Source organism: Micrococcus sp. 63XJN7_8_ISO-PGPR-S23-253, from assembly GCF_056173425.1.
Map to the genome: position 1 here is coordinate 2330440 of NZ_CM149673.1, position 20515 is coordinate 2350954.

Genomic DNA, 20515 nt, shown 5'->3' on the forward strand with positions numbered 1-20515 from the left:
CCATGACCCACCCCGCCTCCTCCGCACCGGCCGGCCCGCCGACCGAGACCACCCGCCGCGTCGACCTGGACGTCACCGGCATGACCTGCGCCTCGTGCGTGGGCCGCGTCGAGCGCAAGCTGGGCAAGCTCGAGGGCGTCACGGCGTCCGTGAACCTGCCGCTCGAGCAGGCCACCGTCACCGCGCCCGCCGACGTGTCGGACGAGGAGCTCGTGGCCGCCGTCGAGAAGGCCGGGTACGGCGCCACCGTGCGCCGTCCCGCCCCGCCGGCCGGGCACGCGGGACATGCCGGGCACGCGCACACCTCCGAGCACGGCGAGGGCCACGGCGAGGAGCATGCCGCGGACCATGACGGCGTGGACCACCACGACCACATGGCCCACGGTCCGAGTGAGGACGTGCTCAAGCCGCGCCTGATCGGCGCGGCGGTGCTGACGGTGCCGCTCGTGCTGATCTCCATGGTCCCGGCGCTGCAGTTCCCGCACTGGGGCTGGGTCGCGTTCGCCCTGGCGGCGCCCGTGGCGCTGTGGGCGGCGTGGCCGTTCCACTCGGCGGCGTTCCGCGCGGCCCGGCACGGCTCGTCCACGATGGACACCCTCGTGTCTCTGGGCGTGCTCGTCTCCTTCTTCTTCTCGGCCGTGGAGCTGATCCTGGCGCCGGACATGACCGCCCACGCGGGCGGGACCATGGCGGAGATGGCCCACCACAGCCTGTACTTCGAGGCGGCCGCGGTCATCACCACGTTCCTGCTGCTGGGCCGCTGGCTCGCGGCCCGCGCCAAGCGGGAGGCCGGCGCCGCGCTGCGCGCGCTCCTGGACCTGGGCGCGGCCCAGGCCACCCTCTACGACCCGGAGACCCACGACGAGCGCACGGTGCCCGCCGAGTCCCTCGCGCCGGGCGACGTCGTGCTGATCCGCCCCGGTGAGAAGGTGCCCACGGACGCCGAGGTGCTCGAGGGCACCTCCGCCGTGGACGCCTCCCTGCTCACGGGCGAGTCCGTGCCCGAGGAGGTCGGCCCCGGGGACGCCCTCACCGGCGCCACCCTGAACACCTCGGGCCGGCTCGTGGCCCGCGCGACCCGCGTCGGCTCGGACACGACGCTCGCCCAGATGGGGCGGCTCGTCTCCGAGGCGCAGACCGGCAAGGCGCGCGTGGCCCGGCTGGCCGACCGGATCTCCGCCGTGTTCGTGCCGATCGTGCTCGGGATCGCCGTGCTGACCTTCGCGGTGTGGATGCTCGTGACCGGCGACCTGCCGTCCGCGCTGCGCGCCGGCCTGGCCGTGCTCGTGATCGCGTGCCCGTGCGCCCTCGGCCTGGCGACCCCGGTCGGCCTGCTGGCCGGCACCGGCCGCGCCTCGCAGCTGGGCATCCTCATCCGCGGCCCCGAGGTGCTCGAGGACTCGCGCACCGTGGACACGATCGTGCTGGACAAGACCGGCACCGTGACCGAGGGCCGCATGGCGCTGGCGGACGTGCTCGTCCTCGACCCCACTTTCGTGGCCGAGACGGACGCTCCCCGGAGCGCTTTCGTGGCCGAAACGGCGCCGGACCGGGCCGCCGACGTCCTGCTGACCCTGGCGGCCGCCGTCGAGCGCGGGTCCGAGCACCCGATCGCCCGCGCGATCGTGACCGGCGCCGAGGAGCGCGGCCTGAGCGTGCCCGACGTGGCGGACTTCGCCTCCACGGCCGGCGGCGGCGTGTCCGGGCTGGTGGCCCTCCCCCACGACGACGGCGCCCTCGGCTCCGGCGCGCACGGCGCCGCGGGCCCGGCCCCGGTCCGCGTGGCCGTCGGCCGCGGCTCCGTCCTCGAGACCGCCCTCGACGGCGGCATCCCCGCCGAACACCGGGCCGCGTTCGAGGCGGCGGAGCAGGCCGGCGCCACGGCCGTGTGGGTCGCGGTCGGCGGCCGGGTGGCGGGCGTCCTGTCCGTGCGGGACACCGTGAAGGAGACCTCGGCGGAGGCCATCGCCCGGCTCAAGGAGCTCGGCCTGCGCCCGCTGCTGGTGACCGGTGACAACGCCGCCGTCGCCACCCAGGTGGCGGACGCCGTCGGGATCCCGGCCGAGGACGTGGTGGCCGGCGTGCGCCCCGAGGACAAGGTGGACGTGGTCCGCCGGCTCCAGTCCGAGGGTCGCGTGGTGGCCATGGTCGGCGACGGCGTCAACGACGCCCCGGCCCTGGCCGCCGCGGACATGGGCATCGCGATGGGCTCGGGGACGGATGTGGCCCGTGAGGCCGCGCAGATCACCGTGATGGGCGACGACCTGCACCAGGTGGTCCAGGCGCTCGACCTGAGCCGCCGCACCCTGGGGATCATCCGGATGAACCTGTTCTGGGCGTTCCTCTACAACGTGCTCGGCATCCCAGTCGCGGCCCTGGGCCTGCTCAACCCGATGATCGCCGGCGGCGCGATGGCGGCCTCGAGCGTGCTCGTGGTGCTGAACTCGCTGCGGCTCACCCGCTACGCGCGCTGAGCCGGGGCGGGGCCGGCCGGGCCGGGTCCGCCCCGGCCCGGCCGGTCAGGGCAGGCATTCGCGGGAGTACTCGAGCCACTGCTCGAGTTCGCCGGACTCCTCCCAGAGCTGGTAGAGCTCGGAGCAGGAGGGCTCGCGGATGACCACGCCGATCAGCTCGCGCAGGGTCTCGATGTCCTCGTCCGAGAACTGGTCGATGAAGGCGGTGAGGTCCACCTCGTCCGTCTCCGCGTGCTCGAGCAGGGCCTCGAGGTCGGCGTGGTCCTCGTTCCGAGCGATCCGCACGAGCGCCCCGAGGGTGAGGAGTGCGGCGCCCTGGCTCGCGGTCAGGTATCCCTCGTCCTCGTCGCGACGGAAGTTCCTGCGGAACTCGTCCAGGTCGAAGGTGCCGTCGAGGACCTCGTCCACGATGTCCAACGCCGTGTCGTTCTGGAAGACGTTTCTGCCCCATGCGCCCATGACCTGACCCTAGGCCCGGGGCGGGCCCCCGGCAAGAGTGCTGTGGTGTCCCGCCGAGGGGTGCCGTCGCCTCCGCTTCCGGTGTCCGCGGCGGTTCCTAGACTGGGCGGCATGAGCACCGAGCCGACCCCCTCGTCCGCCACCCCCGAGACCGAGTCCGCCGCGCCGTCGTCGTCCGGGCTGCCGCAGGCCGCCCCGCAGGCGGCATGGCCCGAGCGCGTGGAGACCGGCGAGCACCAGGTGTCCTACCGGGTCACCGTGGCCGCGCCGGCGCAGGAGCTGTGGGCGATGCTCGCGGACCCGCACCGCCATCACGAGGCGGACGGGTCCGGGACCGTGCGGCCGAAGGTGAGCGGGCCGCACCGGCTGGCCGTGGGCGACCGGTTCCGCGTGGCCATGCGGAAGTACGGGGTGCCGTACACGATGACGCTGACCGCCACCGCCGTCGACGAGGACGAGCTCGTGGAGTGGGCCCACCCGGGCGGACACCGGTGGCGCTGGGCGTTCCAGGACAACGGGGACGGCACCACCGAGGTCACCGAGACCTTCGACTACTCGTGGGCCCGGCCGGCCGTGCGCCGCGCGTACGAGCTGCTGCGGGTGCCGGCGGACAACGGGCGGGGCATCCAGTCGAGCCTCACGCGGCTGGCGGGCCGCCACCTCTGAACCGACCGCGTCTCCGCACTTTCGTTCGGGAAACGGCGGCGTGTCGGCGCACTTTCGTTCGGGAAACGGTCAGCCCTCGCGCCGTTTCCCGAACGAAAACGCGCTGACGACCGCCGTTTCCCGAACGAAAGCGGGGGTGCGGGGGTCAGACGGCGGACCAGTGGGTCGCGGCCGGCAGCTGCGTCAGGTGCGGGGTGACGAGCGCACGCCACGCGAGGAACGAGTCGGACCCGCGGAAGGCCACGGTGTGGTCCTCGAGCGTGCGCCAGCCGATCAGCAGCCGGTAGCGCGCCGGCTCCTCCACCTGCCGGGACAGCGCGAAGGACGTCGCGCCCCCGTCCCGGAACAGCGGCTCGGCCTCGGCGACGGCGGCCTCGAACGCCGCCTCCGCCCCCGCGGCCACGTGCAGCTCCACCGACTCGACGACCGGCCCGGCCGTCGTCGCGTCCTGCCCGGCGCTCATGCGTGCACCCGCGGGCTCGTGGAGTGGCCGGTGAACCAGGCGACGAGCTGGCCGTCCGCCTCGATGCCGACCTCGATCATGCGGTCGCGGCCGAACTCCACCGACTGGCGGGCAGTCGCCACGAGCTGCGTGCCGAGCCTGGCGGGCGCCACGTAGGTGATCTCGGCGCGCCGGGTGACGGGCGCGGCGCCGAAGGTCGCCACGCAGTACGCCAGCGCCGAGTCCGCAAGGTGGAACAGGAAGCCGCCGTGGCAGATCTCGTGGGAGTTCACCATGTCCGCGGTGACGTCGCGGTGCAGCACCACCCGACCCTCGGCCACCTCTCCGAGGGTGACCCCGTGCTCGCGCACCGCGGGGTCGTTCGCGTAGATCTCCTCGAGGCGGGCGAGGATCTCGTCCGGGCTCTGGCCGGACGAGCTCTGGGGGGTCTCAGTCATGGGCCCATTGTGTCGCAGGTCGCGCCGCCCCGCACCTAGGGTGGCGGCGTGACGCAGACCACCTCCACCCCCGTGCGCCTCCGCGCCCGCGACGGCTTCGTGCTCGCGGCCCGCCACTTCGCCCCCACGACGACGACGCCCCCGGCCCGGCCCGCCGGCGCGGTGGTGATCGCCTCGGCGACCGGGGTGAAGGCCTCGTACTACCGGCGCTACGCCGAGTTCCTCGCCGGCCACGGGTTCCACACGGTCACGTTCGACTACCGGGGTGTCGGGGAGTCCCGTGAGCCGTTCGCCGTGGCCCGGCGGGCGCGCTGGGCGGACTGGGGCGCCCTCGACGCGGACGCCGTGCTCGGCTGGGCCCGGACGCACCTGCCCGGCCCCCTCCTGACGGTGGGTCACAGCTACGGCGGGTTCGGCATCGGGCTCGCGGACGAGGCGCGGCATGTGGCCCGGCACGTCGCCGTGGGCGGGCAGCACGCCCACTGGCGGGACTACCGGGCGCGGCCGGGGAGGGCGCGGATGTGGGCGCGCTGGCACGCGGTGATGCCGGCGATCACGCTGGCCCGCGGTCACTTCCCGGGGCGGCGGCTCGGCTGGCTCGAGGACCTTCCGCGCGGGGTCGCCCTGGACTGGGCGCGCAGTCGCCGCGACTTCACCGCGAGCGCCCGCACCGCCGCCGGCCGGGACGAGCTGCGCCGTCGTCTGGCCGCGTTCACGGCGGACGCGCTGATCGTGGCGCCTGTCGACGACGACTTCGGCACCGACGCCGCCCTCGACCGCGTGGACGCCTACTCGCCGGGTCGGCGGACGGTGCGCTGGCGGGTGCGGCCGGAGGAGCTCGGTGTCGCGGAGATCGGGCACTTCGGCCTGTTCCACGCGCGGTTCGCGCCGACCTTCTGGCCGGCCACGCTGGAGTGGCTGCGCGACGGGGTCGCCCCGGACGCGGCCCGCTGAGGCTCGGGCGTCGGGCGCGCTGCGGCCCGCCCCGTCCCCGCGACGACGACGGCGGCCGCCCCGGCCCGGATCTCCGGGTGGGACGACCGCCGTCGCACTGGTGCGCGTGATGTGTCGATACTACCCCGCGCCCAGCCGACGCCCAGGCGACACGTCAGTCCTGCATCGCGTAGTCGATCACGACGCGGCCCTCGATCTTGCCGTGGCGCATCTCGTCGAACACGTCGTTGATCTCGGTGAGCGGACGGGTGTGGAACGTCGGGTGGATCTTCCCGGCCGCGTAGAACTCGAGTGCCTCGACCATGTCCTGCCGGGTGCCCACGATCGAGCCGCGGATGGTCAGGCCCTTGAGGACGATGTCGAAGATCGGCGCGGGGAAGTCGCCCGGGGGCAGGCCGTTGAACACGATGGTGCCGCCGCGGCGGGTCATCGCGATGGCCTGGCCGAACGCCTGCGGGTGCACGGCCGTGACGAGCACGCCGTGGGCCCCGCCGATCTTCTCCTGGATCTCCACGGAGGGGTCCGCGACGTTCGCGTTCACGGTCAGCTCCGCGCCGTGGCGGGAGGCGAGCGCCAGCTTGTCGTCTGCGACGTCCACGGCCACCACGCGCATGCCCATCGCCACGGCGTACTGCACCGCGATGTGCCCCAGGCCGCCGATGCCGGAGATCACGACCCACTGCCCGGGCCGCACCTCGGTCTGCTTCAGCCCCTTGTACACCGTGACGCCGGCGCACAGGACCGGGCCGACCTCCATCGGGTCCGCGCCCTCGGGGATCAGGGGCGCGTAGCGGGCGTCCACGAGCATGTACTCGCCGAAGGATCCGTTCATGGAGTAGCCGCCGTTGACCTGCTCCTCGCACAGGGTCTCCCACCCGGTGCGGCAGTACTGGCAGTGGCCGCACGCGCCCCACAGCCACGCGTTGCCGACCATGTCCCCGACCTTGAGGTTCTCGACGTCGGGTCCGACCTCCTCGACGATGCCCACGCCCTCGTGGCCCGGGATGAACGGCGGGGTCGGCTTCACCGGCCAGTCGCCCTCCATCGCGTGCAGGTCCGTGTGACAGACGCCCGAGGAGATGAGCTTCACGAGCGCTTGGTGCTGGCCGGGCGTCGGGCGCTCGACCTCCTGGACGTCGGCCTCTGTGCCGAACTGGGTGACGACGGCTGCCTTCATCGTGGTCATGGGGGATCACCTTTCGTGGAGTGGGGAGGGGGTCGTGCGGTGCCGGCGTGGGCTCAGAAGAACCCGAGCTTGTCCTCGGAGTAGGAGACGAGCAGGTTCTTGGTCTGCTGGTAGTGGTCGAGCATCATCAGGTGGTTCTCACGGCCGATGCCGGAGGACTTGTACCCGCCGAACGCGGCGTGGGCCGGGTAGGCGTGGTAGTTGTTCACCCACACGCGGCCGGCCTGGATCGCCCGGCCCGCGCGGTAGGCGGTGTTGCCGTTCCGGGACCACACGCCGGCGCCGAGCCCGTAGAGCGTGTCGTTGGCGATCCGCATGGCGTCGTCGAAGTCGGTGAACGTGGTCGTCGAGACCACCGGCCCGAAGATCTCCTCCTGGAAGATGCGCATCGAGTTGTCCCCGCGGAAGATCGTGGGCTGCACGTAGTAGCCGCCGGCCAGCTCGCCCTCCATCTCGGCGCGGGCGCCGCCGATCAGCACCTCGGCGCCCTCCTGACGGCCGATGTCCAGGTAGGACGTGATCTTCTCGAGCTGGTCGTGGGAGGCCTGGGCGCCCATCATCACGTCCGTGTCGAGGGGGTTGCCGGTGACGATGCGCGAGGTCCGCTCCACGACGGCGTCGAGGAACTTCTCCGCGATCGACTCCTGCACGAGCGCACGCGACGGGCACGTGCAGATCTCGCCCTGGTTCAGCGCGAACAGGGTGAAGCCCTCCTGTGCCTTGTCCCAGTAGGCGTCGTCGTTCGCCATGACGTCCTCGAAGAAGACGTTGGGCGACTTGCCGCCCAGCTCCAGGGTCACCGGGATGATGTTCTCCGAGGCGTACTGCATGATCAGCCGGCCCGTCGTCGTCTCGCCCGTGAACGCGATCTTGCGGATGCGCGGCGACTGCGCGAGCGGCTTGCCGGCCTCGAGGCCGAAGCCGTTGACCACGTTGACGACCCCGGCCGGCAGCAGGTCCGCGATCAGCTCGATGAACACCATGATCGAGGCCGGGGTCTGCTCGGCGGGCTTGATCACGACGGCGTTGCCCGCGGCCAGCGCGGGCGCCAGCTTCCACACCCCCATCAGCAGCGGGAAGTTCCACGGGATGATCTGGCCGACCACGCCGAGCGGCTCGTGGAAGTGGTAGGCGACGGTGTCCTCGTCCACCTGGGACAGGCCGCCCTCCTGCGCGCGGATCGCGCCGGCGAAGTACCGGAAGTGGTCGATGGCCAGCGGGACGTCCGCGTTGAGGGTCTCCCGGACGGCCTTGCCGTTGTCCCACGTCTCCGCGACCGCCAGCATCTCGAGGTTCTCCTCCATGCGGTCCGCGATGCGGTGCAGCACGAGCGCCCGCTCGGCCGCCGAGGTGGCGCCCCAGGCCGGGGCGGCCTTCCAGGCGGCGTCGAGGGCGGCGTCGATGTCCTCGGCCGTGCCGCGGGCGACCTCGCAGAACACCTTGCCCGTCACGGGCGTGACGTTCTCGAAGTACTGGCCCTTGACCGGGGGTGTCCACTCTCCGCCGATGAAGTGCTCGTAGCGGGGCTTGAACTCGACCTTGGCTCCCTCGGTGCCCGGGAATGCGTAGACGGTCATGGTGCTGGCTCCTTTGCCTGCGGTTGCCTCGGCGCCGGGTGGCGCCCTGCCGTGGCTGTGACCCTAGTCACAAGGAGGTTGCACGAAGGTTGCAGCCGGGCGCGGGTGAGGGGCGGGCCGGGTCAGGCCAGGTCCCGCTCGATCCGCTCGAGCGTGGCCACGGCGAGCGCGCGCCGCGGCGAGTCCGTCGGCAGCAGACGCAGGGCGGCGCCCCAGAGCTCGACGTCGTCGCGGGCCTCAGGGCGGCCCAGGTAGGCCCAGAGCTGTTCGACTTCCGCGTCCTGGGCGACGGCCTCGCGCAGGGTCTCCCCCAGCTCCGTGCGGATCGAGGCGACACCGGGGGACACCGACCGCGGCAGCACCGGCCCGGCCGCCGCGTGCAGCGCACGGTCCAGGTCCCCGGCGCGCAGCGCCTCCCGCGCGCACAGCAGGTCCGCGTGCACCTCCCCCACGAGCCGGTACGGCCGGGACAGCAGCGCCACCGGCGCCCCCACGTCCTGCAGCGCCCGGCGGAGTCGATGCACCTCGGCGCGCAGCGAGATGGCGCGGGCGGGGGCGTCGCCCGGCGCGGACCGGGGCCCGGCGGTCTCCTCGGGATACAGCGCGACCTCGAGCTCGGCGCCGGTCAGGCCCGGGCCGTGCCACGCGAGGAGGGTGAGGATCTCGGCGTGCCGGCCGGTGAGCTCGACCCCGTCCAGCGTGGGCGGCAGGTGGCCGGTGACGCGCAGCAGGCCCGCGGCCTCGTCGTGGCGGTGCGGCGCGCCGGCGAGGCTCGGCCCCGGCGACGCGGACGGCGGAGCCGAGGGGCCCGGCGTCGGGACGGTGCCGCGGGGACGGCCCCGGGACGGGGCGGGCAGGTCGCGCCAGGCGGCGTGCACGGCGTCCACGGTGGCCTGGAGCAGCGGCAGGGCGAGGTGGCTGACGGCGTCCTCGCCGCCCGTGAGGTCCAGGACCCCGACGAGCCGCCCGGTGGCCGGGTCCGTGAGCGGGACGGCCGAACAGCTCCACGGGTGCACGCGCGGGCTCAGGTGCTCGCCGCGGCTGACCTGCGTGGGGGCGCCGGTCGCGAGGACGATGCCGGGGGCGGAGGTGCCCATCGACGCCTCGGACCAGTCGGCGCCGGCCACGAAGCCCATGGTCTCGGCGTGGCGCACCGCGGTCCGGTCGCCCTCGACCCACAGCAGGTGGCCGCGCGCGTTGCCGATCGCCGCGAGCATCCCGGCCTCGGCCGCGGGCTGGATGAGCATGCGGCGGACCACCGGCAGGGCCACGGCGAGGCGCTGGTCGCGGCGGGCGGCGGCGAGGTCCTCGTCGGCGAGGGTGGCCGGGTCGGTCTGGCCGGGCACCGCGGGGGTGAGGGCGCCGAGGGAGCGCAGCCAGGACTCGCGGACCTCCCGCCGCAGCCCCTGGAGGGCGGCGCGCAGGCCCTGGTCCGCGCCAGTCGGAGCGGTGGGCGACGACGGCGCGAGCGACAGGCGGACCGAGTCGAGGGACTCGTGGGCCCGGTCCACGGCGCGTCGGTAGGCGCCGGTGGCGAGGGTCGAGCTCATCCCGAGCCGGCCATCAACCGCGAACGGATCAGGAACCGCTTGCCCTCGGGCGCCTCGACGGAGAAGCCGGAGCCGCGCCCGTCCACCACGTCCAGGGTGAGGTGGGTGTGCTTCCAGTACTCGAACTGGGCGGCGGACATCCAGAACGGGATCTCCCCGGCGGCCTGGTCCCCCTCGGCCGACAGGGCGAAGGTGCCCAGCAGGACGTCGGCGGCGCCGGTCGTGAAGTCGCCGGCGGGATAGCACATGGGCGCGGAGCCGTCGCAGCAGCCGCCGGACTGGTGGAACATGAGCGGGCCATGGATCGGGAGGAGTCGGCGGATCAGCTCGAGCGCCGCGGGCGTCATGGCGACGCGGGACACGGTCTCGCCCGGCAGCTCGGGGCGAGCCTCGAGCGCATGCTCCGCCGACGAGGACGGCACGGTCATCGCGACCTCCTGGGGATGGGCGATCGTCGGTCCCCACACCCTAGCCTCCAACGTGACGCACGTCACCCCAGCTGGCGTCGGGGGTGGACCGGAGGGTGCACCGAGAGCTGTGCCGTGGGCGGGGTCGCGCGCAGGGCCGCGTACGTGGCCGCGAGCCCGACGTTTCGGCTGCAATCAGGGGCTGATCACGACCGAAATGTCTGGCTCGCGGCGCGGGGGTGGGGAGGGAGGAGGGCTGGGGCGGCGGGCGGCTCACGCGGCCACGCCCGGCGTCCACCCTCGTACACTCGGCACATGCTCCCGGACCCCAGCCCCACCGTCACCGTGGACGGCCTCCTGCTGCGCCCGCTGCGCGCCGCGGACGAGATCGCGGCGCGCGAGGCGGACGCCGAGCTGCACCGCGAGGGATTCGACTTCCTCCTCGGCGGGGCCACCCGCTCCTTCCCCGCGATCCGCCGCGCGTTCGCCGCCGAGGCGCGCGGCGACGTCGAACCCGGCCGGGTGCCCGCGTCCTTCTACGTGGGCGTGGACGAGGTGGGCGAGCTGGTGGGCCGGGTGTCCGTGCGGTGGGAGCTGAACGAGGCGCTGCGGCACGTCAACGGGCACGTGGGCTACGCGGTGCGCCCCGCGTTCCGACGGCGAGGGCACGCCGTGCGCCTGCTGCGCGGCGCCCTGACGCTGCTGGCCGCACGCGGGGTGTCCACCGCCCTGCTCACGTGCGACGAGACGAACACGGCCTCCGTGGCCACGATCCGCGCGTGCGGCGGCGTGCTGCGGGACCGGGTCGAGGCGGACCTCGACGGTGCACCCTTCCCCGAACCGAAGCTGCGCTTCGACGTCCCCACGACGGCGGCCTGACCGGAGGGACGGCGCGGACCGGGCCGCACCGCCGGCCTCAGTAGGCCTTGACGCGCTGCTCCACGATCAGGTGGATGAGCGCGAACCGGCCCTCCTCCTGGACGGCCTTGAGCGCCGCGTCCACGGCCGCCGGCACGTCCGCGTCCCGCTCCACGCGCACCCCGAAGCCGCCGAACGCCTCGGCCATGGCGGCGAAGTCGGGGTTCTTCAGCTGGGTGCCGGAGACGCGCTCGGGGTACTGGCGCTCCTGATGGGTGCGGATGGTGCCGTACTCCTGGTTGTCCATGACGATCACGAGGGGCGTGGCGCCGTACTGCGCGGCGGTCGCCAGCTCCTGGCCGTTCATGAGGAACTCGCCGTCGCCGGCGATGGTCACCACGGTGCGGTCCGGGAAGTTCAGGGACGCGGCCACGGCGCCCGGCACCGAGTAGCCCATGGAGCCGTTGCGGGCCGAGATCATGGCGCGGTAGCCCTCGGTCGGGAAGTACCGGTGCGCCCAGTTGGTGTGCTCGCCCGCGCCGAGGGAGATCATCGAGTCCTTCGGCAGCTTCGGCACCAGGTTGGCCATGAGCGTGGCCATCTTCGCCTGGCCCTCGGACGGCTCGGCCGGGGGCAGGGCCGCGAACTTCTCCTGCTCGCCGCGCATGCGGGAGGTCCACTCCTCCCACTCCGGCTTGACCTCGAGCTCCATGCGGACGAGGTCGCGGATGAACACGTCTGGCTTGGCCACGATCTGGTGGGAGACGGGGCCGGAACGGCCGCGCAGGGACGGGTCGATGGTGACCAGGAAGTTCTTCTTGTCCCAGTTCTGGCGGATGGTGAAGCCGTTGGTCACGACGTCGCCCGGCACGGTGCCGACGAACACGATGAGGTCGGTCTCCTCGAGCATGTCGTAGGTCGGCTTCGGGCGGCCGTAGCCGATCGGGCCCACGTAGGACGGCGAGGAGAACGGCACGGTGCCCTCGGTGCGCCACTCGGCGGCGGCGGGGATCTTGTGCTCCTCCAGCCACGTCGTCAGGGCCTGCGCACCCTCGTCCGTCCAGTCGTTGCCACCGGTGATGAACAGCGGCTTGCGGGACTCCTTGAGCGCGGCGTGCAGGGACTTCCAGTCCTCCACGGTCATGCCGCCCGGGGCCACGGGGATCTGCGGGTGCAGGTGCGCGTCGATCTCCTGGCGGATCACGTCCTCCGGCAGGCCGACGACGACGGGCCCGGGCCGGCCCGAGCTCGCGGCGAACATGGCCTCGGCCACGATCTCGGAGGCGCGCTCCGGGTGGTCCAGGACCATCACGCGCTTCGCACCGGTGCCGAACCAGGCGTGCGGGTCGAACTCCTGGAAGGCCTCGCGGTCGCGGTGTTCGAACGGGATCAGGCCGACGAACAGCACGAGCTCCGTCGAGTCCTGCCACGCGGTGTGCAGGCCGACGTGGGCGTTCGCGGCGCCCGGGCCGCGCGTCACCATGGCGACGCCGGGGACCTCGTTCATCTTGCCGTCGGCCTCGGCCATGTACGTGGCGCCGCCCTCGTGGCGGCACACCACGTTCTCGATGCCCGAGTCGTGCAGGCCGTCCAGGACGTCCAGGTAGGACTCGCCCGGCACGGAGTAGACGCGCTTCACGCCGTGGGACTCGAGGGTCTTGACGATGACGTGCCCGGCGGAGAGGCGACCGGTCGCCTGGGAGGTCTGGGACATGGAGGTCTCCTGTGCTGGTTCGGGGGCCCCTCCGGCCCCGTGGGTGCACCCCGCCGCGCAGACGGGGTCCGTGGGGGTCAGGGTACTGGACGGTGCGGCGCCGGAGGCGGCCCGATACGCGGCATGAAGCCGGTGACGCGAGGGCAGGCCCGCCGTACGCTTTCCCCATGCTCTCCGCGCCGACGCTCTCCCGCCTCGCCTCCCTCGCCGCGTTCCTGAACACCGCCCCCGGCCTGCGGGGCGGTCAGCCGGCCGACGAGCGGTTCACCGCCGCCACGCAGCTGCCCTCCCTCGTCCCTGAGCTCCAGGAGGACGAGGTCCGCCTCCGCCTCCGCCTGGCCGCCGCCGCGGCCGTGCGTGGCCGCGAGCTCCGCGGCCGTCTGGCCGAGGTCTGGGCCCTCGCCGCCGGGGACGAGGCGGCCGCCGTGGAGCGCGTGAACGCCCTCCTCGCCACGGCCGGCCCGCTGCGGCTGACGGCCGGGGGCGACGTCGTCGGGCTGGCCCCGGCACAGGTCCCCGCCGACGCGGTGGAGCGGCTGGCCGCGATGGCCGCCCTCGCGCTGGCGGAGACCGCGATGGACGGCGAGCTGGCCCGCCTGCGCGTGTGCGAGGGCGAGGACTGCGAGAACGCGCTCGTGGACGCCAGCCGGAACCGGTCCAAGCGCTTCTGCGACGAGGCCAACTGCGCCAACCGCACCCACGTGCGCTCCTACCGGGCACGCTTGGCCGAGGCGGCGGAGGCCGCACCCGCGACGGATCCGGCCGGGCCGGAGGAGGCGGAGGCGCCGGAGGCCGTTGCGGATGAGGCGGCCCCCGCCGACGAGCCCCGCCAGGAGACCGAGAAGGAGAAGAAGCAGCGCCGGAAGGCGGAGAAGAAGGCCCGCAAGAAGGCGGAGAAGAAGTCCGGCAAGAAGAAGTCGGACAAGAAGAAGGACTGACCCGGCCCCACCCGCCAGGTGACCCGCCGCTGAACATCCGGGGACGGGGCGGCCCCTGGTTCCGTCGGTCGGCCGGGCACCCCTAGCCTGCGAGGCATGAGCGAGCACACCCCCGCCCACACCCCCGCGTCCCTCGGACTTGCCCACCGCAAGGTCGGCGTCGTGGGGGCCGGCGGAGTCGGCACCGCGATCTGCTACGCGGCGCTGATCCGCGGCGTCGCCCGCGAGGTCGCCCTCTACGACATCGACGAGCCCAAGGTCCGCGCCGAGGTCCTCGACCTGGCCCACGGCACCCCGTTCACCTCTGCGTCCGCGATGACCGGTGGCGCGGGCCCGGACGTCCTGGCCGGCTGCGAGGTCGTGGTGATCACGGCCGGCGCCAAGCAGAAGCCGGGGCAGACCCGCCTCGACCTCGGCGCGCACAACGTGGAGATCCTGCGCGGCCTGCTGCCCCAGGTGCAGGCGCACGCGCCGGAGGCGCTGATCGTGCTTGTCACCAATCCCGTGGACGTCCTCACGCTGGTGGCCCAGCGCCTCACCGGTCTGCCGGCCGGCCGGGTGATCGGCTCGGGCACCCTCCTGGACACGTCCCGCCTGCGGTGGCTGCTGGCGTCGCGCGCGCACGTCCACGCGTCGTCGGTGCACGCGGCTATCCTCGGCGAGCACGGGGACACGGAGTTCCCCGCGTGGAGCTCGGCGCGCATCGGACCGACGCCCCTCCTCGAGTGGCCGACGCCGGCCGACCCGCTGTTCACCCGCGCCGACCTGGACGAGGTGGCGGACACCGTGGTCAACGCGGCCTACGAGGTGATCCAGGGCAAGGGCGCCACCACGTACGCGGTCGGCGTGGCCACGACCCGCCTGCTCGAGGCGATCCTGCGCGACCAGCATGCCATCCTGCCGGTCTCCACCGTGCTCGACGGCGTCCACGGGCTCTCGGGGGTCGCGCTGTCCATGCCGTCCGTGGTGGGGCGCGACGGCGTCACGCGCGTGATCCAGCCGGAACTGGACGCGGCGGAGATGCGGGCGCTGCACGCCTCGGCGGACGCGCTGCGGCGGGAGGCGCGCAGCCTCGGGTTCTGAGGCGCCGGCCTCAGGCGCGGGGGGCGTCCCCGCCGGTGCCGCCCTGCGCGCGGCGCTCGGCGGCGGCTTGGGCGCGGCGCTCGGCGGCGGCCTTGCGGAACATCTCCTCGGAGGAGCGGTTCACGCCGGAGCCCTGGGAGAGGTGGTCCGGGTTCTCGCGGGCGGCGAGCTGCAGCATGGCCACCACCACGAGCGAGGTCATGAAGAAGACGCCGAAGGCGATCAGCGCGATGTCGATGCGCAGCGGATTCTGCGTGCCGCCGGAGGCCGTGATGCCGGCGATCACCCCACCGATCACGCCGAGCACGGCGGAGAAGACCAGCGGGCCCTTGACCGTGGTGCGCAGACCGCCGCGTGCCGGGCGGCCGGATCCGGCGCGATCGGCGGACGGGCGGGGGGACGGTGCGCTCACGGCGGGACTCCTGACGGCTGGGGGCGGCTGGGGCGGCACGGCCCGCGCAGGCGCCCAGGGCTGAGGCCCTCGGGGCGCGGCGGACCGGAGCCAGTCTACGCGTCCGGCCGGCGGGTGGCCCCTCGGGGCCCCGAGGTCCTCCCCCGGCGAACGTCCGCCCCGCGGGTCAGGACGGCGACGTCGGCCCGGTTCAGAGGCCCCTGGCCGTGCCGCGGTCGCGGCGCACCTCGTGGTGGAAGCCGAGCCCGGAGACCATCAGGAGCACCCCGATCAGGATCGCCCCGCCGCCGGCGATGCCGAGCAGGGCGTGCGGGCCGAAGCCCTGCAGGGCGGCCACGGCCACCCCGCCCCCGGAGAGCAGGCCCACGAGCCCGGTCCACAGCTGGTCCCGCGCGGGGATGAACGCGCGGCGGTGGCGGGCCCACGCCACGAGCTCGGCGACGCCGCCGAGCAGGAGAGCGGCGCCGGCCGCCACACCCACCGCGGCCGGGGACCCCAGGAACAGCAGCACGATCACGCCGAGCATCCACGCGGCCGCCGCCAGGGACAGCGGGGAGCGCATGGCCACGGGCACCGGGTCGCGGCGCAGGTACTCCCACATGGCCGAGCCGGAGAACGCCAGGTACAGCGCGAACATGACCTTCATCCACGTCAGGCCCGGCTCGGCGACGAACACGGTGGTCAGGCCGAACGCCAGCGCCACCACGGCGCGGATCAGGATCGGCTTGAACACCACGGACGAGATCTCGAGGGGGGTCTGCACGGTAGCCACCGCCCCAGTCTAGGAGCCGTGCGGCCGCGGCCCGGCCCGCGCGTCACCGCCCGGGCGCGCTCACACGGCGCCGAGTCGCATCCAGTCGTCGCGCCGGGCCCGCCAGCCGAGGGTGAGCGCCCGCATCCCCATGTAGACCCCGGCGAAGCCGAGCCAGAGCAGGCCCAGCTGCACGCCGGCGTCGGGCACGGCGGCGTCGGGGTCGGACCAGTCCACGGTCCAGCCGAGCCCGCCCGTGGCGAGCTGGGCGAGCGCCCAGAGCGCCGGCGCATAGACCACGAGGTTCACGAGGCCGGCGAGGGCGAGGTAGCGGGCGTCGCCGGCGCCGATCAGCACGCCGTCCAGCACGAACACGTACCCGGCCACCGGCTGCCCGGCCGCCAGCACCCACAGGCCCACGGTGGCGGCGGCCTGCACGGTCGGGTCCGGGGTGAACAGCCCCGGCAGCACCGGTGCCGCCAGGGCCAGCACGGCCCCGGTCACGACGCCGAAGCCCAGCCCCCAGCGCACCATCGTCCGGGTGAGGCGACGGGCGGCGTCCGGCCGGGCGGCCCCGAGCTCGGCGCCGATCAGGGCCTGCGCGGCGATCGCAAGGGCGTCGAGGGCGAACGCCAGCGTGGAGAACAGCGTGAAGACGAGCTGGTGCGCGGCGAGGGTGAGGTCGCCCGCGCCGGCGGCGGCCATGACGGTGATGAGGATGGCCGCGCGCAGGCTCGCGGTGCGCAGCAGCAGCCACGAGCCCACCTGGGCCGTGGCCCGCATGCCCGACGCGCGGGGCGCCCACGCCGTGCCCGAGCGGCGGAAGCGCGGGGCCAGCACGAACAGGTACGTCACGAGCATCGCCCACTGCACCACGGACGTGCCGACGGCCGAGCCGGCCACGCCCCAGCCCAGCCCGTACACCAGGGCCACGTTCAGCCCGATGTTCGCGCCGAAGCCCACACCCGCCACCACGAGCGGCGTCACGGTGTCCTGGAGGCCGCGGAGCACCCCGGTGGCCGCAAGCACGGCCAGCAGGGCCGGCAGCCCCGGCATGGACCAGCGCAGGTAGGCGACGGCGTGGGCCTGCACCTCGCCCGTCGCGCCGAGGGCCGCCGTCAGCGCGGGGGCCGCGAGCCAGCCGAGGACGGCCAGCACCGCGCCGAGCAGCAGGCCCAGCCAGATGCCGTCGCGGCCGCGGTCCATCGCGGCGGCCGGGTTCCCCGCCCCGATCAGCCGGGCCACCGCCGGGGTGGTGGCGTAGGCCAGGAAGATCATGAGGCCGGTGAGCGTGTGCAGGATGGTGGTGCCGATCCCGACGCCGGCCAGCTGGGCCGTGCCCAGGTGCCCGATGATCGCGGTGTCGGCCAGCAGGAACAGCGGCTCCGCGATGAGCGCGCCGAACGCGGGGACCGCGAGCGCGAGGATGCGCCGCGTGAGAGAGCGCGCGTCCTGCGGGGCGGGCGCCGCCGTCGAGCCGGAGGGTCCCGCCATCTCAGCCCAGCAGGGCCAGCAGCGGGGCCAGCGCCGTGGCCGGGGCCGTGGGCTCGGGCAGCGTGTCCGGCAGCAGGGGGGCCACGAGGTAGAGCATCGCGATGGCGATGCCGTTGTTCACCATGTGCAGCAGCACCGCGTACCCGAACGAGCGGCCCATCAGGATGTAGGACACCGTGATCGCCACCGCGAGGGTCAGGTACGGAATGGTCTCCACGAGCCGGAAGTCGCCGCCGGTGCCGAGGAAGTGCAGGAGCGTGAACGCGAGCACGGAGACCACGGCGCACACCCACACGTTGATCCAGCGGGAGAGCTTGCCGATCAGCAGGTGGCGGAACAGGTACTCCTCCACAAGCGGGGCGGCCACCACGGTCATGAGGATCATGAGCACGGGCGGGGCCTGCGTGGTCATCTCCTCGAGCGCGGCCTGGTTGGCGCTGGTCTGCGCCTCCCCGATGAGGCTCAGCACGATCACGTTCACGACGATGCATGCCAGCCACGTGGCGGGCAGCAGCAACAGCTTCCACCACGTGCCCGTGCGGAACACCCGCAGCGACGTCACGAGGGGTCGCCAGGCCACGGCCAGCACGAGCGCCACGAGGATCGCGTAGCTGACGATGTTCACCGTGAACCCGTCGCGGACCAGGTCGAACGCCTCGAGGTCACCGGGGACCAGGCCGAGCGACACCGCCAGCCACAGCCCCAGCCCGAGCACCATGAGCGCCACGTACACGAGCACCACGACGGCGTCGCCCCAGTGGAACCGGCCCGGGGTCCAGTCCGACGCGGTGCGGGCCGCGGGCCGGCGGCCGGGCCAGCCGGCGGGGACGCCACCGGGGGCGCCGGGGTGTCCATCCAGGCTCGGGGCGACGGCGGCGCGGCGGTCGGACGGCCGGCCTGACGGCGGCCAGCCGGCGGGCGGACCGGCCGGCGGGCCGGAGGGAGGAACGCTCATGGCGGCCACGCTACCAACGGGGGCGGACGCGCCAGGCCGCGGGCGCCGCCGTCGGAAGCAGCCCCGTGGCCCACGCCACGCCCGCGCGCCCGCGACACGCGCGCGGTGGCGGCGGGCCGAACCCCTCGTCTACGGTGCTCCCCATGGCCTTGTTCTCCCAGCCGGTGTTCATCAACCTCCCGACGACGGACACCGAGCGGATCCGTGAGTTCTGGACGACCCTGGGCGCCACCGCGATGGACGACTACTCGGACGAGCACTCGGTGTGCATCGAGCTCACCGAGTCGACGTACGCGATGTACCTCAGCCCCGGCTACTACACCGACTTCATCGGCAACCGTGAGATCGCCGACTGCCTCACCACCAACTCCGCCCTCATGGCGCTGAGCGTCGGCGACGCGGCGGCGGTGGACGCCCTGGCGGACCGGGCGGTCGAGCTCGGCGCCGCCGAGGTGCCCCTGCCCGTGGACCTGCGCGAGGAGATGGCCGACTCCGGCATGCACTCCCGCGAGATCGTCGACCCGGACGGCCACCAGTGGGAGTTCGTCACCGCCTGAGCCCGCCGGCTCAGGTGCCGAGCCGCCCGGTGAGGCGCGCGTGCATCGCTGCGGAGGCCTCGTTCAGCCCCGTCACCTCGGCGTGGATCCCGTGCTGGGCGTACTTGGTCAGCACCGAGTCGAGCGCGGCCACAGTGGAGGCGTCCCACACGTGCGCGGCACCCATGTCGATCACGACGCACGGCGGATCGAGGGCGTACTCGAACTGCGAGTAGAGGTCGTTCGAGGACGCGAAGAACAGGGCGCCGTGCACGCGATACGTGACGGCGTCGCCGTCGTCGTGGACCTCGCGGACCACCGTGACCAGACGCGAGACGCGCTGGGCGAAGAGCACCAGCGCGGCGAGCACGCCCACACCCACGCCGATCGCGAGGTTGTGGGTGAGCACCGTGGCCGCGACGGTCACGGCCATGACGGCGGTCTCCGAGCGCGGCATCGCGCGCAGGGTGGCGGGGCGCACCGAATGCCAGTCGAAGGTGGCGGCGGCCACGAACATCATCACGCCCACGAGCGCGGCCATGGGGATCTGCGCCACGAACCCCCCGAGGGCCACCACGAGGACCAACAGGAACACGCCCGCGAGGAAGGTGGAGATCCGGGTGCGGGCGCCGTTCGCCTTGACGTTCATCATGGTCTGCCCCACCACGGCGCAGCCGCCCATGCCGCCGAACAGCCCCGAGACCACGTTCGCGACACCCTGCCCCCAGGACTCGCGCGTCTTGTCCGAGCGGGTGTCCGTGATGTCGTCCACCAACTTCGCGGTGAGCAGGGACTCGAGCAGCCCCACGAATGCCATGCCGATGCTGAACGGCAGGATCAACCGGAGGGTCTCCCACGTCAGCGGGACGTCCGGCAGGCCGAGCACGGGCAGCGCATCCGGCAGCGCGCCACGGTCCCCCACGCGCGGCACGGCCAGGCCGGCGGCCATCACCAGGGCGGTGACCACGACGACGGCCACGAGCGTCGCAGGCACCGCGGTGATGAGCCGCGGCAACAGCACCACGATCGCCAGGGCCAACGCCGTGAGCGGGTACACGAGCCACGGGACGCCGATCAGCTCGGGCAGCTGCGAGGTGAACACGAGGATGGCCAGCGCGTTGACGAACCCCACCATCACCGAGCGCGGGACGAACCGCATGAGCCGGGCCACCCCGAACACGCCGAGCAGGATCTGGATGACGCCGCCGAGGATGATCGCGGCCAGGAGGTGCCCCACCCCGTGCGCGTGGGACAGCGGTGCGACGACGAGCGCCACCGCCCCCGTGGCCGCGGAGATCATGGCGGGCCGGCCGCCCACGATCGCCGTGGTCACCGCCATGGTGAAGGAGGCGAACAGGCCGACGCGCGGGTCCACGCCCGCGATGATCGAGAACGCGATGGCCTCCGGGATGAGCGCCAGCGCCACCACGAGGCCCGCGAGGACCTCGGTGCGCAGCCAGCGCGGGGTGCGGAGCGTGCGCATCACGGACTGGCGTTCCAGGGGCGTGGGCGCGCGGTCGGGCGCGGCCACGGAGGCGGAGGAGGGCATGCGTCGAGGGTAGCGGCGCGTGGGGTGGGCGCGCGTTGAGGCCACCCGACGG

The 20515-nt window shown here is 73.9% G+C and carries 20 protein-coding genes; 7 read left to right on the forward strand and 13 right to left on the reverse strand.

The window, feature by feature from the left end:
* Positions 1–2 precede the first annotated feature (2 nt).
* On the forward strand, positions 3–2474 hold the full coding sequence (locus AC0VX4_RS10750) for a heavy metal translocating P-type ATPase (protein WP_475464361.1): 2472 nt from the start codon (positions 3–5) through the stop codon (positions 2472–2474).
* Between the two features lie 45 nt (positions 2475–2519).
* Here the strand turns inward: AC0VX4_RS10750 and AC0VX4_RS10755 are convergent, their stop codons facing one another.
* Positions 2520–2933, reverse strand: a complete 414-nt coding sequence (locus tag AC0VX4_RS10755; protein WP_002856803.1) for a DUF4259 domain-containing protein — start codon at positions 2931–2933, stop codon at positions 2520–2522.
* A gap of 111 nt (positions 2934–3044) precedes the next feature.
* On the opposite strand from AC0VX4_RS10755, the gene AC0VX4_RS10760 reads away from it, so the two are divergent.
* Positions 3045–3599: an SRPBCC family protein gene (locus AC0VX4_RS10760; protein ID WP_060775166.1), complete on the forward strand. Its 555-nt coding sequence runs from the start codon at positions 3045–3047 to the stop codon at positions 3597–3599.
* Positions 3600–3744: 145 nt separating this feature from the next.
* On the opposite strand, the gene AC0VX4_RS10765 is transcribed toward AC0VX4_RS10760, so the two are convergent.
* Positions 3745–4062, reverse strand: coding sequence for an antibiotic biosynthesis monooxygenase (locus AC0VX4_RS10765; protein WP_206480752.1), 318 nt, complete (start codon positions 4060–4062; stop codon positions 3745–3747).
* Positions 4059–4499: a hotdog fold thioesterase gene (locus AC0VX4_RS10770; RefSeq protein WP_126860790.1), complete on the reverse strand. Its 441-nt coding sequence runs from the start codon at positions 4497–4499 to the stop codon at positions 4059–4061. Before AC0VX4_RS10770 ends, AC0VX4_RS10765 begins: the two co-directional genes overlap by 4 nt.
* Positions 4500–4547: 48 nt before the next feature.
* On the opposite strand from AC0VX4_RS10770, the gene AC0VX4_RS10775 reads away from it, so the two are divergent.
* Positions 4548–5453 carry an alpha/beta hydrolase family protein gene (locus AC0VX4_RS10775; RefSeq protein ID WP_475464362.1) on the forward strand — a complete coding sequence of 302 codons (906 nt, stop codon included), beginning with the start codon at positions 4548–4550 and terminating at the stop codon, positions 5451–5453.
* A gap of 154 nt (positions 5454–5607) precedes the next feature.
* On the opposite strand, the gene adhP is transcribed toward AC0VX4_RS10775, so the two are convergent.
* The 4 genes from adhP to AC0VX4_RS10795 form a co-directional block, all read right to left on the reverse strand.
* Entirely contained in the window at positions 5608–6639 is a 1032-nt protein-coding gene (gene adhP, locus AC0VX4_RS10780; protein ID WP_145033463.1) for an alcohol dehydrogenase AdhP, read from the reverse strand.
* Between the two features lie 53 nt (positions 6640–6692).
* Positions 6693–8216, reverse strand: a complete 1524-nt coding sequence (exaC, locus tag AC0VX4_RS10785) for an acetaldehyde dehydrogenase ExaC (protein WP_475464363.1) — start codon at positions 8214–8216, stop codon at positions 6693–6695.
* 122 nt (positions 8217–8338) lie between these two features.
* Positions 8339–9766 (reverse strand): helix-turn-helix domain-containing protein, encoded by a 1428-nt coding sequence (locus AC0VX4_RS10790; protein ID WP_475464364.1) that lies wholly within the window; start codon positions 9764–9766, stop codon positions 8339–8341.
* Complete coding sequence (locus AC0VX4_RS10795) at positions 9763–10194, reverse strand: DUF779 domain-containing protein (protein WP_475464365.1); 432 nt, start codon at positions 10192–10194, stop codon at positions 9763–9765. Before AC0VX4_RS10795 ends, AC0VX4_RS10790 begins: the two co-directional genes overlap by 4 nt.
* Positions 10195–10488: 294 nt before the next feature.
* On the opposite strand from AC0VX4_RS10795, the gene AC0VX4_RS10800 reads away from it, so the two are divergent.
* On the forward strand, positions 10489–11052 hold the full coding sequence (locus tag AC0VX4_RS10800) for a GNAT family N-acetyltransferase (protein WP_475464366.1): 564 nt from the start codon (positions 10489–10491) through the stop codon (positions 11050–11052).
* 37 nt (positions 11053–11089) lie between these two features.
* Here AC0VX4_RS10800 and AC0VX4_RS10805 read toward each other — a convergent pair whose 3' ends face one another.
* Positions 11090–12745, reverse strand: coding sequence for a thiamine pyrophosphate-dependent enzyme (locus AC0VX4_RS10805; RefSeq protein WP_475464367.1), 1656 nt, complete (start codon positions 12743–12745; stop codon positions 11090–11092).
* A gap of 167 nt (positions 12746–12912) precedes the next feature.
* On the opposite strand from AC0VX4_RS10805, the gene AC0VX4_RS10810 reads away from it, so the two are divergent.
* Positions 12913–13683 (forward strand): CGNR zinc finger domain-containing protein, encoded by a 771-nt coding sequence (locus AC0VX4_RS10810; RefSeq protein WP_475464368.1) that lies wholly within the window; start codon positions 12913–12915, stop codon positions 13681–13683.
* A 96-nt stretch (positions 13684–13779) separates the two neighbouring features.
* On the forward strand, positions 13780–14766 hold the full coding sequence (locus tag AC0VX4_RS10815) for an L-lactate dehydrogenase (protein ID WP_475464369.1): 987 nt from the start codon (positions 13780–13782) through the stop codon (positions 14764–14766).
* A gap of 10 nt (positions 14767–14776) precedes the next feature.
* Here AC0VX4_RS10815 and AC0VX4_RS10820 read toward each other — a convergent pair whose 3' ends face one another.
* The 4 genes from AC0VX4_RS10820 to AC0VX4_RS10835 all read right to left on the reverse strand — a co-directional run bounded on the left by AC0VX4_RS10820 (position 14777) and on the right by AC0VX4_RS10835 (position 18378).
* Complete coding sequence (locus AC0VX4_RS10820; RefSeq protein ID WP_060775159.1) at positions 14777–15178, reverse strand: hypothetical protein; 402 nt, start codon at positions 15176–15178, stop codon at positions 14777–14779.
* Positions 15179–15368: 190 nt separating this feature from the next.
* Positions 15369–15950, reverse strand: coding sequence for a hypothetical protein (locus AC0VX4_RS10825; protein ID WP_145033444.1), 582 nt, complete (start codon positions 15948–15950; stop codon positions 15369–15371).
* 60 nt (positions 15951–16010) lie between these two features.
* A complete protein-coding gene (locus tag AC0VX4_RS10830; protein ID WP_369998206.1) occupies positions 16011–17423 on the reverse strand; it encodes an MATE family efflux transporter in 1413 nt (470 codons plus the stop codon).
* Position 17424: 1 nt separating this feature from the next.
* Positions 17425–18378: a lysostaphin resistance A-like protein gene (locus AC0VX4_RS10835; protein WP_475464370.1), complete on the reverse strand. Its 954-nt coding sequence runs from the start codon at positions 18376–18378 to the stop codon at positions 17425–17427.
* A 143-nt stretch (positions 18379–18521) separates the two neighbouring features.
* Here AC0VX4_RS10835 and AC0VX4_RS10840 point away from each other — a divergent pair, with 143 nt between their 5' ends.
* The gene (locus AC0VX4_RS10840; protein ID WP_002856773.1) at positions 18522–18935 is read left to right on the forward strand and encodes a VOC family protein; all 414 of its coding nucleotides are present in this window, start codon (positions 18522–18524) and stop codon (positions 18933–18935) included.
* A gap of 10 nt (positions 18936–18945) precedes the next feature.
* Here the strand turns inward: AC0VX4_RS10840 and AC0VX4_RS10845 are convergent, their stop codons facing one another.
* A complete protein-coding gene (locus AC0VX4_RS10845) occupies positions 18946–20463 on the reverse strand; it encodes a SulP family inorganic anion transporter (protein WP_475464371.1) in 1518 nt (505 codons plus the stop codon).
* Between the last annotated feature and the right edge of the window lie 52 nt (positions 20464–20515).

Coding starts and splice junctions, on each gene's coding strand:
- AC0VX4_RS10765 (WP_206480752.1), bottom strand. CDS start 4,062: ATGAGCGCCGGGCAGGACGCGACGACGGCCGGGCCGGTCGTCGAGTCG.
- AC0VX4_RS10795 (WP_475464365.1), bottom strand. CDS start 10,194: ATGACCGTGCCGTCCTCGTCGGCGGAGCATGCGCTCGAGGCTCGCCCC.
- AC0VX4_RS10810 (WP_475464368.1), top strand. CDS start 12,913: ATGCTCTCCGCGCCGACGCTCTCCCGCCTCGCCTCCCTCGCCGCGTTC.
- adhP (WP_145033463.1), bottom strand. CDS start 6,639: ATGACCACGATGAAGGCAGCCGTCGTCACCCAGTTCGGCACAGAGGCC.
- AC0VX4_RS10805 (WP_475464367.1), bottom strand. CDS start 12,745: ATGTCCCAGACCTCCCAGGCGACCGGTCGCCTCTCCGCCGGGCACGTC.
- AC0VX4_RS10760 (WP_060775166.1), top strand. CDS start 3,045: ATGAGCACCGAGCCGACCCCCTCGTCCGCCACCCCCGAGACCGAGTCC.
- AC0VX4_RS10800 (WP_475464366.1), top strand. CDS start 10,489: ATGCTCCCGGACCCCAGCCCCACCGTCACCGTGGACGGCCTCCTGCTG.
- exaC (WP_475464363.1), bottom strand. CDS start 8,216: ATGACCGTCTACGCATTCCCGGGCACCGAGGGAGCCAAGGTCGAGTTC.
- AC0VX4_RS10750 (WP_475464361.1), top strand. CDS start 3: ATGACCCACCCCGCCTCCTCCGCACCGGCCGGCCCGCCGACCGAGACC.
- AC0VX4_RS10835 (WP_475464370.1), bottom strand. CDS start 18,378: ATGAGCGTTCCTCCCTCCGGCCCGCCGGCCGGTCCGCCCGCCGGCTGG.
- AC0VX4_RS10770 (WP_126860790.1), bottom strand. CDS start 4,499: ATGACTGAGACCCCCCAGAGCTCGTCCGGCCAGAGCCCGGACGAGATC.
- AC0VX4_RS10845 (WP_475464371.1), bottom strand. CDS start 20,463: ATGCCCTCCTCCGCCTCCGTGGCCGCGCCCGACCGCGCGCCCACGCCC.
- AC0VX4_RS10815 (WP_475464369.1), top strand. CDS start 13,780: ATGAGCGAGCACACCCCCGCCCACACCCCCGCGTCCCTCGGACTTGCC.
- AC0VX4_RS10755 (WP_002856803.1), bottom strand. CDS start 2,933: ATGGGCGCATGGGGCAGAAACGTCTTCCAGAACGACACGGCGTTGGAC.
- AC0VX4_RS10840 (WP_002856773.1), top strand. CDS start 18,522: ATGGCCTTGTTCTCCCAGCCGGTGTTCATCAACCTCCCGACGACGGAC.
- AC0VX4_RS10790 (WP_475464364.1), bottom strand. CDS start 9,766: ATGAGCTCGACCCTCGCCACCGGCGCCTACCGACGCGCCGTGGACCGG.
- AC0VX4_RS10830 (WP_369998206.1), bottom strand. CDS start 17,423: ATGGCGGGACCCTCCGGCTCGACGGCGGCGCCCGCCCCGCAGGACGCG.